Annotated in this window: 18 protein-coding genes; 7 read left to right on the top strand and 11 right to left on the bottom strand. The window is 40.6% G+C overall.

What is annotated here, in order from left to right; all coding sequences use genetic code 11:
- A partial coding sequence (locus ACTB0Y_RS00320) for a hypothetical protein (protein WP_463204785.1) occupies positions 1–262 on the top strand: 262 nt, incomplete at its 5' end.
- A 70-nt stretch (positions 263–332) separates the two neighbouring features.
- Here the strand turns inward: ACTB0Y_RS00320 and rpe are convergent.
- From rpe to ACTB0Y_RS00285, 7 genes are all read right to left on the bottom strand, one after another.
- Positions 333–983 carry a ribulose-phosphate 3-epimerase gene (gene rpe, locus ACTB0Y_RS00315; protein WP_463204784.1) on the bottom strand — a complete coding sequence of 217 codons (651 nt, stop codon included), beginning with the start codon at positions 981–983 and terminating at the stop codon, positions 333–335.
- A 77-nt stretch (positions 984–1060) separates the two neighbouring features.
- Positions 1061–1924 (bottom strand): sigma-70 family RNA polymerase sigma factor, encoded by an 864-nt coding sequence (locus ACTB0Y_RS00310; protein ID WP_463204783.1) that lies wholly within the window; start codon positions 1922–1924, stop codon positions 1061–1063.
- A gap of 92 nt (positions 1925–2016) precedes the next feature.
- Positions 2017–2532, bottom strand: coding sequence for a flavodoxin (locus tag ACTB0Y_RS00305; RefSeq protein WP_463204782.1), 516 nt, complete (start codon positions 2530–2532; stop codon positions 2017–2019).
- 74 nt (positions 2533–2606) lie between these two features.
- A complete protein-coding gene (locus tag ACTB0Y_RS00300; protein WP_463204781.1) occupies positions 2607–3308 on the bottom strand; it encodes an Mpv17/PMP22 family protein in 702 nt (233 codons plus the stop codon).
- Between the two features lie 33 nt (positions 3309–3341).
- Positions 3342–3620, bottom strand: a complete 279-nt coding sequence (locus ACTB0Y_RS00295) for a hypothetical protein (protein ID WP_463204780.1) — start codon at positions 3618–3620, stop codon at positions 3342–3344.
- Between the two features lie 3 nt (positions 3621–3623).
- On the bottom strand, positions 3624–3773 hold the full coding sequence (locus ACTB0Y_RS00290; protein ID WP_463204779.1) for a hypothetical protein: 150 nt from the start codon (positions 3771–3773) through the stop codon (positions 3624–3626).
- A 97-nt stretch (positions 3774–3870) separates the two neighbouring features.
- Positions 3871–5928, bottom strand: coding sequence for an acetate--CoA ligase family protein (locus ACTB0Y_RS00285; protein WP_463204778.1), 2058 nt, complete (start codon positions 5926–5928; stop codon positions 3871–3873).
- Between the two features lie 180 nt (positions 5929–6108).
- Here ACTB0Y_RS00285 and hydE point away from each other — a divergent pair, with 180 nt between their 5' ends.
- Positions 6109–7218 (top strand): [FeFe] hydrogenase H-cluster radical SAM maturase HydE, encoded by a 1110-nt coding sequence (hydE, locus tag ACTB0Y_RS00280; RefSeq protein WP_463204777.1) that lies wholly within the window; start codon positions 6109–6111, stop codon positions 7216–7218.
- A gap of 48 nt (positions 7219–7266) precedes the next feature.
- Here hydE and citF read toward each other — a convergent pair whose 3' ends face one another.
- The 3 genes from citF to ACTB0Y_RS00265 form a co-directional block, all read right to left on the bottom strand.
- Positions 7267–8820, bottom strand: coding sequence for a citrate lyase subunit alpha (gene citF / locus ACTB0Y_RS00275; protein WP_463204776.1), 1554 nt, complete (start codon positions 8818–8820; stop codon positions 7267–7269).
- 54 nt (positions 8821–8874) lie between these two features.
- A complete protein-coding gene (gene citD / locus ACTB0Y_RS00270; RefSeq protein WP_463204775.1) occupies positions 8875–10092 on the bottom strand; it encodes a citrate lyase acyl carrier protein in 1218 nt (405 codons plus the stop codon).
- Positions 10093–10217: 125 nt separating this feature from the next.
- Positions 10218–11144, bottom strand: a complete 927-nt coding sequence (locus ACTB0Y_RS00265; RefSeq protein WP_463204774.1) for a bifunctional riboflavin kinase/FAD synthetase — start codon at positions 11142–11144, stop codon at positions 10218–10220.
- Positions 11145–11333: 189 nt separating this feature from the next.
- On the opposite strand from ACTB0Y_RS00265, the gene ACTB0Y_RS00260 reads away from it, so the two are divergent.
- Together ACTB0Y_RS00260 and ACTB0Y_RS00255 are read left to right on the top strand one after the other, a co-directional pair.
- Positions 11334–12494: a redoxin domain-containing protein gene (locus tag ACTB0Y_RS00260; RefSeq protein ID WP_463204773.1), complete on the top strand. Its 1161-nt coding sequence runs from the start codon at positions 11334–11336 to the stop codon at positions 12492–12494.
- Between the two features lie 6 nt (positions 12495–12500).
- Positions 12501–13241 (top strand): UDP-2,3-diacylglucosamine diphosphatase, encoded by a 741-nt coding sequence (locus tag ACTB0Y_RS00255; protein WP_463204772.1) that lies wholly within the window; start codon positions 12501–12503, stop codon positions 13239–13241.
- On the opposite strand, the gene ACTB0Y_RS00250 is transcribed toward ACTB0Y_RS00255, so the two are convergent.
- Positions 13238–13963 (bottom strand): TlpA disulfide reductase family protein, encoded by a 726-nt coding sequence (locus ACTB0Y_RS00250; protein ID WP_463204771.1) that lies wholly within the window; start codon positions 13961–13963, stop codon positions 13238–13240. The two genes, ACTB0Y_RS00255 and ACTB0Y_RS00250, sit on opposite strands and share 4 nt — an antisense overlap.
- A 182-nt stretch (positions 13964–14145) precedes the next feature.
- Here ACTB0Y_RS00250 and ACTB0Y_RS00245 point away from each other — a divergent pair, with 182 nt between their 5' ends.
- The 3 genes from ACTB0Y_RS00245 (at position 14146) to rsfS (ending at position 16121) form a co-directional block, all read left to right on the top strand.
- Entirely contained in the window at positions 14146–14985 is an 840-nt protein-coding gene (locus tag ACTB0Y_RS00245) for a hypothetical protein (protein WP_463204770.1), read from the top strand.
- Complete coding sequence (locus tag ACTB0Y_RS00240; RefSeq protein ID WP_463204769.1) at positions 14986–15585, top strand: hypothetical protein; 600 nt, start codon at positions 14986–14988, stop codon at positions 15583–15585.
- 164 nt (positions 15586–15749) lie between these two features.
- Entirely contained in the window at positions 15750–16121 is a 372-nt protein-coding gene (gene rsfS, locus ACTB0Y_RS00235) for a ribosome silencing factor (protein ID WP_463204768.1), read from the top strand.
- The last annotated feature ends 7 nt before the right edge of the window (positions 16122–16128 follow it).

Below are 16128 nucleotides of genomic sequence, written 5' to 3'. Positions count from 1 at the left end.
CAATAAACAATGTTTTAGAAGATGTTTTATATGCGATTCCTCTGGAATCGTTATAGGGGGACGTTTGCTGTTCTATAGATATGTGATGCCTCCGGCATCAGGTGGTTTCCGCCGGATAAAGGGTTGGATTACAACAAACCAGGGAATTCATGATTTTTTATACCGGAAAAGATCCCGGCTAGAGCAATTAGCAGGCGTTTTAGCATTACGTCAATTTATGATGAGGTTTTGCGGATCAAACCCAGCCGATGTGTTTTTTTAGAGGTTCGAAAAATTTATAGCCCGTTAATCAGGGATAAATCCCGAAGGGGTTGTATGTCTGAAAATGTCTTTCAGGCTTTCTTTAACAGAGAAATGGCTTCTTTGGGATCATTGGCTTTGAATACGTAACTTCCAGCCACAAGGCAGTCGGCACCGGCATCATACAGTCTGGCTGCGTTGGTGTTGTCTACACCGCCATCTACCTGTATCATGGTTTGTGCTCCACTGCTTTCTATTTCTATGCGCAAACGTTTAATTTTGTGTATGGTCTGTTTAATGAATTTTTGGCCGCCAAAGCCGGGGTTAACACTCATGATGAGCACCATGTCTACATCTTGAAGGATGTCTTCAAGGAGCGTGACACTGGTATGTGGATTAATAGCTACTCCGGCTTTCATGCCCTCTGCCTTAATAGTCTGTATGCTTTTGTGCAGGTGAGTAGATGCCTCATAGTGAATGGTTAATATGTCAGCTCCGGCCGCTTTAAAGTCACTAATGTACCGTTCGGGTTGCTGAATCATCAGGTGTACATCGAGCGGTTTGGTCGCCTTTTGTTTTATTTGTTTTATTATTGGGAGTCCGAAAGTAATGTTGGGTACATACATTCCATCCATCACGTCGAGATGGAACCATTCCGCCTCGCTATCATTTACCATGTTAATATCTTTTTCCAGATTCAGGAAGTTTGCAGATAGCATTGATGGTGATACTATTTTTGTCATGATGTTTGTTTTTTCACAAAAAAACAAAAAAAAGGAGAACCCTGTTCTCCTTTTTCGTTTTAATTGTAATTATTTTATCATCCGAGATACATTTTAAGGTTTTTACTTCTTGAAGTATGCTTCAGTCTCCTAATGGCCTTTTCTTTAATCTGGCGCACGCGTTCGCGTGTGAGGTCGAATTTTTCGCCAATTTCCTCCAGTGTGTTGGGCGGCTGGCTGTTAAGGCCAAAATAACATCTGAGAATGTCGCCTTCTCTGCGTGATAGTGTGGTTAGGGCACGGTCTATCTCTTTTCGCAGCGAGTCGTTAATCAATGTCCTGTCGGGGCTGGGCGTGTCATCGCTTTGCATAACGTCGTACATGGTGCCTTCTTCTTCTGATGAAATAGGGGCATCCATACTTACGTGGCGGCCCGAGTTGGCCATAGATTTTTTGACTTCGTTTGGCGAAATTTCCAGTGCTTTGGCAATTTCGTCCGCGGAGGGTTCTCTTTCAAAATCCTGCTCCAACTGATTGAGTTTTTTATTGATTTTATTGATAGAACCAATCTTATTGAGCGGCAGCCTCACAATACGGGCTTGCTCTGCCAAAGCTTGTAAAATGGATTGGCGAATCCACCACACCGCATAAGAAATAAATTTAAAACCTCGTGTTTCGTCAAAGCGCTGTGCTGCTTTTATTAAGCCCAGGTTACCTTCATTAATCAGATCAGGTAAGCTTAGGCCCTGATTCTGGTATTGTTTACTTACAGATACCACAAACCGAAGATTGGCCCTGATAAGTTTATCCAGGGCCGCCGCATCTCCTTTTCTGATGCGTCTGGCTAATGCTACTTCTTCTTCTGCGGTTAAGAGCTCTACTTTGCCGATTTCATGCAGGTACTTATCCAGCGATGCAGTATCGCGATTCGTCACCTGCTTGGTAATCTTGAGTTGTCTCATCTATATGGAATAATTAGGGGTTTCAACGTTATAACGATAAATATAAGGGTTTGGTTTCGTATTTTGTAAAATTCCAAGAATTATTTAATGTTTTACGACATTTTTTTTGTTAAATCTTTGACCCATTGGTCAATACGTTCATCGGTTTTTTCTTCTTCAAATTCCTCGTCAATGGGAAGGCCCATAAAATACTCGCCTTCAATTGCCTGTGATTCTCTGAAACTATAATCTTTTGTGTTTGTAAAACCAACTAACTCTGCACCACGGTCTCTGAGTTTTCTTCCAAGTATACCAATTGCATCTACAAAATGCAGGTCGTAGGCAACCGAGTCGCCAAGGCCAAAAATAGCCACTTTTTTTCCGGTAAAATCAGCTTTATCTATATGCGGCATAACAAGGTCCCAGCCGCTTTTTTTGACTTCCTGATTCCAGGTTTCTTTACCTATTGTTGCTATACCTAGTATTAGGTTATCGTATTGCAGCATTTCATTTATCCCTGCTTCCGGTACACTCATTAGGGCTGCAGAAGGCATGTGTTCGTGGATTTTCTTTGCTACATTTTCTGTATTACCGCCTTTGGGTCCGTAAAAAATTCCTGTTTTATTCATGATGTGTCTATTTTTATTATTAAAGTAAACAAATTTATTTTGTATTTTGATTACCAAATACCGGTTTAATTTTATTAAACTGATTGTTTTTTGCCCATTTGGGCTGCAACGGCCAGAAATACGCCCAACATGATGCCTAACAAAGCTGCGAATAGTACCCTAAATTCAGGGGGTAACAAAAAAGTTATGGTATGTGCCGGTATCCAGAAAAGAGGAATGGTTTTTTTGAAAACAAAGTTCCATTGAACCTTCCAGTCCAGTTTACCAAAAATTTCTTTAAACTGAATAGGTCTGAAAAAGCCACTCAGCGTGCCGCCATGGTCCACTATGTGGGTATCTGTAATTTTATGAAAGGTCATCATTACGGGAGCATAAATGATGTTCATAGCTGCGCTTATGCAAAATGCTACCAGTGCTTTGTTCCATGAGAGGTTGCCCTGCATAATGGTTGTAGCCTCATTCATGCCGAGGTACGCCAAAAAGTTTGGCATGCCTGTGGCAAAAATTACAAAAGCCATCTTAATGGTCAGACCTATAAATCCCCAAACAATGGCCCTGGGAATAATTCCAAAACCCTTTTGAAAGTATTGCCCCGTTTTGATGCGCAATCCAATAACTTCTCCAAGTGTGGCCAGTAGGGCAAACTTTATAAAAGCCATGATCATGCCATGCTCCAGGTTATAATTTGTATAAAATTCGTAGGTCGCAGTTGACCAGAAAAATGGCGAGAATATTACAATTAGTGCTATTGCGAAAATTAAATCTTTCCTCTTCATACCAAATGTTTTCTTCGATAAATTTTTAGGTCCCTATTCTTCTTGTTTAAGCATTTCTGCTTCAAAGTCCTCTTTTATTCGTTTCAGGTTTTTTTTGTGGATTCTGAAATAATAAAAACTCATCAGAATTAGTAAGGCCGGTACAAAAGCCAGCTGAATCCAGTAAGCATTTGGTAAATTTTCTAATTTTTGCATGATGTAAATCATTACATTGGCATTGACAACTAATACAAGTATAGCTGCAATAACAAACTGACGAGCAAATTTATGCTCTTTGTTCAGTACCCGGTGAAGTTTATCATTTTTAAACATAGTCTATTGTTTTTGTTCTGTATTATACGGTTCTATACCTTTTTTAATTCCTTCGTAAACGCGTTTCCAGTTTAGCGCAATGGCTATGATGAGTACGATGGTGAATACGATAAAAAATTGCTCTATTTTAGAGTGTTCTTTCCAATTTTTCATTCAAGTTCGTTTTCAGGTTTGGCAATTTATAAAAAATCCGGTCAGGATGTAATATCTCAACCGGATTTGTTGTTTGCTGTTGTTTTTTGTCAATTTTTTACTTTTCTATCCGAACACGGGCATCTACAGCTACCACCTTTTCTTTGCTACCCAGCAGTGGGTTTAAGTCCATTTCGAATATTTCAGGTGCTGCATCCATCAATGCGCCCATGTGGGTTATGATTTTGGCAAATTCATCTTCGTTTACCGGGTCCTGGCCACGGGTACCTTTTATGATTCCATATCCCCGAAGTCGTTGTATCATGCTAAGGGCTTCCTCATGTTCAATGGGTGCTATGGCTGCATTTACATCTTTTAATACTTCAATAAAGATTCCGCCAAGTCCTGCCATCACCATATGTCCGAATTTATCATCGCGTTTTGCACCCACAAATAATTCGGTGCCTGAAAGCATGGGTTGCATTAGGATGGCTGTGGTGTTCTGAATCTGCATCATCCGGTCAAATTCTTTTCTTACCGTATCTGCATCTTTTACATTAAGCACTACACCGCCCACGTCTGATTTGTGCACCGGGCCAACTACCTTCATCACCACAGGAAATCCTAATTTTTCAGCGGCTTTCACGGTGGCTTCCCTGTCAGCGGTTACAGATTCTCCAGCGCGGGTTATTCCGGCTGCATCAAGCAACTCCTGTACTTTTTCGGGTTTAAGGTATCCATTGTCTGCATTGTCAATGATGGCTTTTATTTTGGCATGACTGACTTCAGGTATTGCCGGTTTTTCAGGAACAGGTTTGGCACGATGATAGACTTTTGAGAGGGCGTTGCCAAAAGTTACCTCATCCGGGAAGTTAATACGTCCTTTAGCAATGAACGATTTTATCTCATCGGCCACGTTTACTACGGAGGGCAGTATGGGATAAATAGGCTTCTTGCATTGTTTCATCTTTTCGTCTAACAAATCGTAGACATCGTAAACGGGAAATAATCCCGGGCTGCCAAAAATTACAGCCATGCCATCGATATTGTCAAAATCATTTTCGCAGGCATCGATAATATCGCCCAACTGTTCTGCAGTACCTGTTGCCAGAAAGTCAACGGGGTTGGATACTGATGATCCGGGGAAAAGTTTTTCGAGCAGTGCGTCGGCTTTAGGCCCTTCGATATGTGGTATTTCGAGACCACCGTTTGAGAGTGCGTCGGTCAGCATCACAGCTGGTCCACCAGCATGTGTAATGATGGCCATGTTTTTACCTTCCAGTTCGGGATGCATGAAAATTGAGGCTACCGTAGCCAACTCTTCCCGGCCATGGCAGCGTACAATACCTGCTTTACGGAACAGTGCGTCCACGGCCACGTCGCTGCTGGCCAGTGCCCCTGTGTGCGATGAGGCTGCCCGGCTTCCTGCTTCGGAGCCTCCCGATTTAATGGCTGCTATTTTACAACCTTTCCTGATTAATGAACTGGCGTGTTTGAGCAGCATTTTGGGGTTGTCTATATTTTCAATGTACAGCAACTTAACTTTTGAAGATTTTCCTTCCTCATAAGTTTCGTCGAGGTGCTTCATTACTTCCTCAACACCTAACTGTGCACTGTTTCCTACAGAATAAACACTGTTGAATTTTAGGCCTTTGGGTACGCCGGCTTCCATTATGAAAACGGCTGTGGCTCCGGAGCCGGAGATGAAATCGACTCCTTGTGGATCGAGCCGGGGAATAGGTGTGGTGAATATTCCGTTGTAATTCTGGTTCAATAAACCAACACAGTTTGGGCCTATTAATGCCCCATCAACCGCATTTACTTTTTCTACAATTTGGGCCTCCAGTTTAGCGCCTTCTTCGTTTTCTTCACTAAACCCTGCCGACAGGATAATAAATGCACGTGTCTTTTTCTTTTTTGTCAGCAGGTCTATGGTATCGGGACAAAATTTTGCTGCAATAGCCATAATGGCCAGATCAACTTCCGGCAGATCTTTGACATCGCGGTAAGATTTAATTCCCTGAACTTCGTCTAACTTTGGGTTAACCACATAAATATCGCCTTTGAACTGTCCGTCGAGGAGGTTTTTTAATACTTTCCCTCCGGGTTTATGGATGTCGTCTGAACCACCAACGACTACAATACTGCGGGGATTTAAAAGTTGTTTATTGATCATTTTATGGAGTTATTTGTTTGTTTTTAATAAATTTCAACAAAGATAACGAAATGCCTCTGCTGCGAAAATGATAAAACACATACTTTAAAGCAGTTTTTGTGATTTAAGGTATGCCATTTGAGTGTGTTTTAAGGAATTTTCATAAAACCTAATAACTTTGTGGCTTAAATTACGAAATCAATGACTGCTTCTATCGACCAAATAACCGAACAGCTGGACAGGCTCTATAATGCACAGGCTCCTGAAAGTAAAGTTTTAAAGCATTTTTTACGAACTAATGCCGATGAGGCTCAGCATTTACACAAGTATGCTAATGATGTAAAACAAAAACATTTGGATAACTATGTGTATTTTCGTGGCTTAACAGAGTTTTCGAATAAGTGCTCAAAAAACTGCTATTATTGCGGTATCAGGGCCGGGAATAAGCATGTGGAACGGTACGATGTTACCGATGATGATATTTTGGATGCAGTCAGGTTTGCACATGAGCAAAATTATGGTTCGGTAGTGTTGCAGGCCGGCGAGCGTAGCGATAAACATTTCATTGAAAGGGTTGATAAACTGCTCCGAAAGATCAAGCAAATAACCAATGATGAAATTGGCATTACCATCTCGCTGGGCGAGCAGTCATATGAAACTTTTAAGCGTTGGTTTGAAAGTGGGGCCCATCGTTACCTTTTACGCATAGAGAGTTCAAACAAAACGCTATACTATAAAATTCATCCGGAAAACGAGAAGCATAGTTACGAGCGCAGAATACAAGCTTTGTATGATTTGAAAGATATAGGCTATCAGACCGGAACAGGGGTTATGGTTGGATTGCCATTTCAAACCAAAAAAGATTTGGTGGAGGATTTACTTTTCATGCGCCGCTTCGATATTGATATGGTAGGAATGGGGCCATATATTGAGCATCAGGAAACGCCGTTGTATAAATACCGGCATCAATTGCTCCCGCAAAAAGACCGGTTTGAGATGACAATGAATATGATTAGTCTTTTGCGTATAATTATGCCTGATATCAATATTGCTTCAGCAACTGCACTGCAGGCAATTGATCCCATGGGGCGCGAAAAAGCACTAAAGGCCGGCGCTAATGTAATTATGCCCAATGTAACTCCCGGCATGTACCGCAATAACTATAAACTTTATGAAAATAAACCCTGCACCGATGAGGAGGCAGCAGATTGTGTGAGTTGCCTGGAAATGCGCATTGGTTTGACAGGCAATAAGGTTGGTTATGGGAGATGGGGTGATTCAAGGCATTATCATAACCGGCAAAATAAATAGCGAAAGAAAAAAGACTGACTGATTGGCCAGCCAGTCTTATCCAGAAGTTTATTCTTTAATTTTCTTTACCACATCTATTACTGTTCCATCGACCCATTTGATGGCAGCAATAACTTCATCTTCAAATTCGGGTTTTTTGGGTTTGCCGCAAATTTCTTCTGCCTCTTCCTTCAGTTCTTCGATGCTTTTGATGGGCAATTCGCTGTCTTTTAATTTTTCAAGCAGGTCTTTGCGTTTTGGGTTTACTGCAATGCCGCGTTCTGTAACAATTACATCAATCAGTTCGCCGGGGCCGCATAAGGTGGTTACGTCATCAACTATCACCGGTATGCGATCGCGGAACAGTGGAATGGGTAAAATTACCGTTTTACCAAACAGGCAGTTTTGCCAGCCACCAATACCGTGAAGCAGGTAGCCGTCTGAGTGCGTTACCACATTGGCATTGAATTTTGTGTCCACTTCTGTGGCGCCCAGTATTGCAATATCAATCAGGGAGGCAAAGTTGCCTTTGCCATGATAATTGTAACTGGTAAACGGGCTTGTGTTGACATGTGTTGGGTTGTCGCGCATTGAGCGCACGCCTTCGAGGTCGAAGGTTTGTCCGTCGAGAATGTGTTCTACCAGTCCTTCTTCAAACATTTTAACGAGGTACTGGTTACTGCCTCCCCGGGCAAAACGTGCTTTGATGCCTTTTTTGCGCATTATTTCTCCAAAGTAGATTCCAATACTCAGGGATGTGCCTCCGGCGCCGGCCTGAAATGAGAAACCGTCTTTTATGAGCCCGGCTTCGTCGCAAAATTGTGCGGTCATTTCGGCAATAAGCAGCCTGTCGGGGCTTTTGGTAACTTTTGTAGTGCCTGATACAATTTTTTCGGGGATACCGATTTTATCAACTTCCACGGTAATATCTACATTGTTTCCCTGAATTTGCCAGGGTATGCATGGGAATGGCACTATATTATCGGTTACCACAACTACCTGATCGGCATATTCAGAATCGGCCAGGGCAAAGCCCAGTAGTCCGCATGCTGCATCGCCGTATAAGCCGTTGGCATTACCGAACGGGTCGGCGCAGGGTGCTGCAATAATGGCAATATCGATATGTACATCGCCGTCTTGCACTGCCTGATAGCGGCCGCCGTGTGAGCGCAACACGCCCTGACCTTTCATTTTACCCTGACTGGCAAAGCGGCCGAGTGGTCCGTTCATAGAGCCTTCAATATGGTGAATTACACCGCTTTCTAAGTACTGGATGAGGTGTTCGTGGCATGGGAAAGATGCAGAAGGGTACCAAACCAGGTCTTTTATCCCCATTTCTGCTGCAATATCAAAAATCTGATTGGCCAGAATATCACCGTTTCTGAAATGATGGTGGGTAGAAATTGTCATGCCATCTTTCAATCCGGCTTTTATGAGGGCATCTTTTAGTGAAGCTACCCGTTTATCGCCATCGTCCGGGTAATCGGCCACTGTTTTAATGGGTGGGGCATATTTTCTCCCTTGCGGGCGATATTTACCCACGCCTTGAAATGGAACAACTTCTTTATTGTTTATATGTGTTGGAATTAGTCTTCCGGCTGCGTTTTTTACAAATTCTGTCATGATTGTTTACTTTTATATATGCGTTGGCATGTATGTGCAATAATTTGAAATGATCTATTCCTGGTTATATTTTTCCTGCCAGTCTTTGCTGATAATTTCCATTCTGACAGCCCGGTCGATTTGTTTCTTGTGCCTTTTTACCACAGGTGGGTCAATCATTTTTGTGCCGAGAGATACTACTCCCAGCCCCTGTGCGTCGGCTTTGATGGCAGCATCTACTATTTTCATCGATTTTTCCAGTTCAGCAGCTTCAGGGGCAAAGCCTTCATGAATTACTTTAATCTGCCGTGGGTGTATGCATCCCATGCCTTCGAAACCTAACTGTTTGGATTTTCTTACATTTTCGAAAAGGCCATCCATATCGCCTACATCTGAAAATACAGAGTCGATGGGTTGAATGCCGGCGGCTTTCGCTGCATTGACCAGGCGCATTCGTGCATATAGTGATTCTTCTGCTGTGCTTGTGCGTTTTACCCCAATGTCGGCCGTGTAATCTTCAAGACCAATGGCCAGTGCCGCAATATTGCGGCATGCTGTGGCTATTTCGTAAGCTTTTTCTACGCCCAGTGCACTTTCAATAATGGGCATGTAATAAACCGGTTCTTCAATTTGATGCCTGGCTTCGAGTCTTTGTACTTCTTTGTCGAGCCGGCAAATATATTCCGGGTCTTCTACCTTGGGAATCAGTATCAGGTGCACATTATGCGGGATAATGTATTGCAGGTCTTCTATGCCCATGTCGCCCTGATTAATGCGCACCATACGCTCTGCTCCATAGAAATTAACGCTGCGCAATGCATTTCGAACTACAAAGCGCGCTTCGTGTTTTTTTGAAGGGGCTACAGCATCTTCAAGGTCGAGAATAATGCCGTGGGGTTTATGAATACCTGCATTAAGCATCATTTTGGGATTGTTGCCGGGCAGATAAAGTCTTGAAAGCCGGTCTCTTTCTTTTGAAGTTTTGTATTTGTTGTATGGTTTAAGCTCCGGGATATACTCCTCTGCCGTTTCATGAAATTGTTTCACGGCGGCCTCTATACGGGCAGCAATTACCCAGTCGAGGGCTCCGGAATCTTCAATTAATGTCTCGCAGTGTTCAATGCCTAACTTCTGAAGTGTGGCTGTGGCCACTTTTTTAATTTGCTCGCCATAGAGCTTTTCTACTTTGCTTTGTAGTTGAATTTTGATGCCTCCGGAGGATTGTTTTTTGATGGTAACATGGCAGTCTGATTTTATTTTAGGGCCTTTATTGCCCGAATATCCTTCGCTCATAGTATGTTTTTTTATGTTTCTCGAACACTTACAAAATTAAAAATACCTGATATAATTGCAAGATATTTCTTGCGAATAGCAGTTTATAATTCAATCAAAAGTAAAGTATTTGTTTTTAGTGAAGGTTAATTTTTAGCTGTCAGTATATCAATTGACCTGGATTTGTCTTTTTCCAATTGTTCCACGAGATCATTCAGTGAGGGAAATTTAATTTCTTCTCTTATTTTTTCTATAAGTTCCACCTTAACTTGTTTTTCGTAAAGGTCTCCTTCAAAGTCAATTAAGTGTACTTCGATATTGCGAATTTGTTTATTGTTTACTGTTGGCTTTACCCCAATATTCATCATGGCTGGCCATGGTTTGCCATTCAGATATGCTTTGCAGGCATAGACTCCGTTGCCGGGAATGAGTTTGTATTCGCATGAAATATTAAGATTAGCCGTTGGAAAACCAATTTTACGACCCAGTTGAGCTCCTTTTACAACCTTTCCCGATAGTTGGTAAGGATAGCCGAGCATTTTATTGGCTTCACTAACGTGGCCGTATTGTAATGCATGCCTTATTCGGGTTGAACTAACGGCATGTCCAATTCTGACTTCATCGATTTTGTGTAATTTGAAATTGAAGGTTTTGGCAAGTGGCTGCAATTTTTCAAAAGTGCCCTCACCATTTTTGCCAAACCGGTGGTCGTACCCAAAAATTAAATGCTGTAGTTGTATTTGATCTACAAGAATTTGTTTGACGAACGCTTCGTAAGTCAGAGAAGCCATTTCTTTTGTGAATTCCAGAATTATAAGGTGGTCTATGCCGTTGCGTTCAAAAAGCTCTGTTTTTTCTTCAATGGTATTGAGCAGGCCAATGTCTCCGGAATTAAGTATTTTCCGTGGATGTGGCCAGAAAGTAAGTATTACACTTTCACCATTAAATTTACGAGTGAGCGCCTTGAGCTGGTTCAAAACATGCAAATGACCAATGTGTAAACCATCAAAAGTACCCATGGTTACTACTGGCCTGTTTATTGCAATATCTTTTATATCTTTGTATGTTTTCAAAGGGTCCTGGAATTTGCGGAACAAATGTATAATTTTCGAATGAATTAGTTTATATTCACATAACTTAATCGCAATTAATTGGGTTTATTTAATTTGTCATCAATACAGTTTTATAGCTGAACGATTTATTGTTGATTTTGTTAGATGATTTGATTGGAATGAATTTAGACAAACAATAAAGAAATAAATATGAGATTTACAGTTTTATTTGCAGTAGCTATACTGCTTTTCGGTGCTTGTAAGAAAGAGTCTGAGGGACCAGAAATACAAGGAACCATTTTTGGAGCCAATAATGAGACGATCTATTTGATGAACTTGTTGGAAAAGAATGCCCAGCCAGATTCGGTAGCTTTAAACGCCAATGGCGATTTTGTATTTGATGTGGAGATTGATCAACCCACAGATTATGTGTTATATCTCGATCAACAAAATTTCGTAAGGCTATTATTATTGCCCGATCAGCAGGTGCAAATAACTGCCGATGCCAGCGATCTGGCGTCAAGTTATCGAATTGAAGGCTCTCCAACCAGTAAAGCCGTGCGTAATATAACACAGCATAACCTTGAGAGCAATAATATTATTGATAGTCTCAATATGGTTTATAAAGCAAATGAAGGGAGCCCGGGGCTGGAAAAACTTATTCCAAAATTACAGCAGCAAAGTCAGCAGGTTTTTCAAAAAGAACGGGATTACCTGGTTAGCTTCATAGAAGAGAATAAAAGCCCACTTGCTTCATATGTGGCTCTCTCCATGCGGGTTTCTAATGAGGCAATTTTCGACCCACTTGATGATATGAAGTATTTTGAGATGGTTGATACTGCGCTCTCGAACCGCTACACAAACTCGAGAATGAGCAGCTTTATTAGTAACTTTATACGTAAAGTAAAATCACAGCAAGAGGGACGTCAAACGGCAAGTCAGCGGTTAAGTGTTGGTGCCATTGCTCCAGATATTGCGCTACCTAACCCACAGGGTGATACTGTTAAACTTTCCTCTCTTAGAGGGAAATATGTGTTGCTCGATTTTTGGGCTTCGTGGTGTCAACCTTGCCGGATAGAAAATCCTAATTTGGTTAAAACTTATTGGAAGTATAAATGGAAAGGTTTCGATATTTATCAGGTTTCTTTGGACCGAAATCGTGATGATTGGGTACAGGCTATCTACAAAGATCGGTTGAAAAACTGGAAGCATGTTAGCGACCTGAAATTTTGGCAATCTACAGCAGCCCAATTATATAATGTGAAAAGTATTCCCGCTAACTTTTTGATTGATCCTGAAGGGAAAATCGTTGCGCGTAATCTGCGCGGACCCAATCTGGGTGAAAAGTTAGAAGAGATCTTTGCCAAGTAATAGTTTATGTCGAAGATTTATTTTGCTTCAGATATGCATTTGGGCTTTCCTCGCCGTGAGGAGAGCATTAACCGTGAGCGAAAAGTTGTTCAATGGTTAGATGAAATTATTGACGACGCTGATGAACTCTATCTCCTGGGCGATGTTTTTGATTTTTGGTTTGAGTATAAGCATGTTGTCCCCAGAGGATTTACCCGTTTTCTGGGTAAGCTGGCCGAGTTTACAGACCGGGGTAAGCCCGTGCATTTTTTTACCGGTAACCACGACGTATGGGTTTTTGATTACTTACCGAAGGAGATAGGTGTTAGGGTGTATCGAAAACCTGTTATACACGAAATCGATGGCAAAAAGTTCTTTATAGGGCATGGGGATGGTTTAGGCTCCGGTGATGTGGGCTATAAGCTTCTGAAGGGTATTTTTACAAATAAAGTGCTTCAATGGCTTTTTGCAAGGCTTCATCCTAATGGAGCTGTGGGTTTTGCTCATCGGTGGTCCAGGCACAGCCGTTATAGCAAAGGACTCACTGCAGAAAATTACGATCCTGAAAAAGAGCATCTTGTTTTATTTATTAAAGCACAAGAAGCTAAAGCACACTGCGATTATTATGTGTTTGGACACAGGCACTTCCCTGTTAATCATAAGGTTGAAGAGGCTACTTACGTGAACCTCGGAGACTGGTTAAACCATTATTCTTATGCTTTTTGGGATGGTGAAAATATGCATCTGGAAAAGTACAAGTCAGATTAAAGCCCTACTTTACCTGAAACCTGATAGTTGTTTGCCCCTATTATTTGAATAATATAAACGCCTTTCCTGAGCCGGGGCGACTGCCAGTTTTTGCTTGTTGCGGCAACCATCCCGCTATGTATGATTTGACCCATGGTATTGATCACCCGAATTTGATATCTTCCTGCTCTTAAAGGTAAATTATCAATAAAAATGCTGTTAGAGCGTGTTTTTATTGATAATTGATTAAGATTATTATCAATTCCGGTCTGCTCTCTACATTTTACTATTTGAGTTTCAACCATATTTAATGGCACATTTTGGTAGGTGTAATCGGGACACACTACATAGTATTGCGGAGCATAAGGTACATCGAAACCAAAGTCCGGGTTGATGATACTGTCATCATTTACAACAGAAAATGCTGGAAATGAGCCTCCATATTCACGGAAAAATTCATTAATCGCTGTGTCGTTGTGGTAGGAGATTTCTATAGCCCATACCCATCCGTTATCACCCGTTTTTAACACAGAGTTCCAGATTTTTTCAACGGTTGGAACTCCAGTTTGGCATGTTCCGCAGGTTGTGCTAAAAAAGTCAAGGACTACAATCTTCCCGGAATCGAGTTCAGAATGAAGATTAGACGTTTCTCCATGGGTTGATGTCATGGTGAAATCAGGAACCTGACAATAGGCAAAGATTGGTAACATGGCTATTGTTAGTGAAGTTAAAATTTTTCTCATAGCGCTGTTTGTAATTGGTTGAGCAAATCTACAAAACTTTAATATATAATATGTAAATTTTTAAATATTTAACTACATTAATTATGTATTAAACAAGTTTTTACGAAAAAAGGTTTATTTTGTTTTAATAATTCTAATTAATAGACTGAAATTTATTAATTTCACACCCAAAGACAATAAATATGCGCTTTGTAATTAGTATATTAATTATTTTACTTTCATTTTCCTCCTGCCAAAGAGAAAATGAAAATGAAAATAAAAGTGTTAAAGACGAATTAGTAGTGCCAAAAAACGAGGAAGTTACAGGAGAGTTGGGCGAAGCTAAGATAGTATATAGAGTGCCAACTCCGATTGAGTTTTTTATGTTTTATCGTAATGCGGGAGGCTACTATAATCCGGGGCTTTTGTTAAATACTTCCAATGCTTCGAAATATTTATCGATGAAAGAAAAGGCGCTGGCATTTGGTATGTATGCTTCAGACCTGGCCTATAGTGCAGTATTTTCGCAGAATCAGCAAACCATTTCATATTTTGAAACCGGTAAATTACTTGCCGAAGAATTAGGATTTGCTGAAGGTTACGGGGAAGAGCTCATGCAGCGGTTCAAAAATAATCTAAACAATGTGGATTCTCTATATCATTTATCGGCAGATTCATATTGGAACGTGTTTAAATTTCTGGAAGACCAGGATAGAACTACACTTTTATCCTACATTACTGTGGCAGGCTGGATAGAAAGCCTGTATCTTGCTTATAATGCAAAAGATGTTCATGAAGTGGGAGCGTTAATGAGCTGCCTGGCAGATCAGCGGTATGTGATCGAAAATCTTAATGCATATTTATCGGAAATGCATAAAAATGAGATGGATAAGGATGAGGTATTTATAATGGTCCGAAAGTTGAATGCGTACTATGCTGAATTATATGATAATCCGGATGATGTTATAATGACCAAAACAGAATTTGACAGCATAAAGTCTTTAGTGGACAGAAGCAGAGCGCTTTTGGTAAAAGGTAGTTGAATGAAGCATTACATTATATTATTGTTGTTGTTAGTTTCCGGGCCTTTATTTTTGAGTGCCCAGCGATGCGATGATAAAGATTTTTGCGATAAAGACCTGTACGGTGAGTATGATTATCGCAGTCAGTCGAATTATGCACAAGTATATACAGGAGATACAGTGCGGGTTAAGGTTGTAGTGTATAGTGGTCAGGACTACCGCATTTTTACATGTGCCGAACGGAAACTTAAGGATGTGTATTTCCGCATAATTTATCCGGAGAAACGGTTTAAGCGTGCATTAAAAGAAATTAAAAAACAGAAAGTTCCGATTTACGAAAAAGATAAAGAGGGAAATTTTATATATGACGAAAATGGCGATCGTATTAAGACAGGAAGCATATTTGCCAATGATACTATTTGGGGCCGCGACCTGGTAACCTCCGAGAGCGTAGTTTATGATTCACGTGAGGCCGATGTAGCATATTGGGAGGCAAGTATTCATAAAACAAGGCTCATAATTATTGAGTCGATAATACCTCCTTTCCGGAAAAAACGAAATGGGTGTATACAAATTATGGTTGGGCGGAGATATAAGAATTCAAGCCAGTTTAGACGATAATTTTAACATGTAAACAATTATTAAAGGCTGCTAAATTGTCAGTATTTTGTACTCCAATTACAAATAAATACCTTTGGTGCCTCTTGTTTGATTAATTTCATCTTTTGGCGTCAAAATTGTTATAGCTTGATAAGTAACGGAACAGTAAAGGACAATAAAAATATATGCAAGAACAGAACGAACCAAATGACATTATTAATTGTATAGTTGAGGGTATAAAAGAAAAGAAAGGTGAAGAAATAGTAAAGATTAACCTTTTAAATTTAGAGCAGGCAGTAACAGATTACTTTATTATATGTCACGCAAATTCCAGCCGGCAGGTTGATGCCATTGCTGATAATATTGAGAAAAATCTGCGCAAGCAATACCATGAGCATGTAATGCACAAAGAAGGAGTTGCACAGGCCGAATGGATATTGCTCGATTACTCTAATATTGTTGTACATGTATTTAAAAAAGACGTTAGGAACACATATAAATTGGAAGAACTGTGGGGTGACGGAGAATTAACGAGGATAAGCGATTTAAAAGAATAAAAACAGA

The sequence above is a fragment of the Salinivirga sp. genome, assembly GCF_055145285.1.
This window is presented reverse-complemented; position numbering and strand designations above follow the sequence as displayed.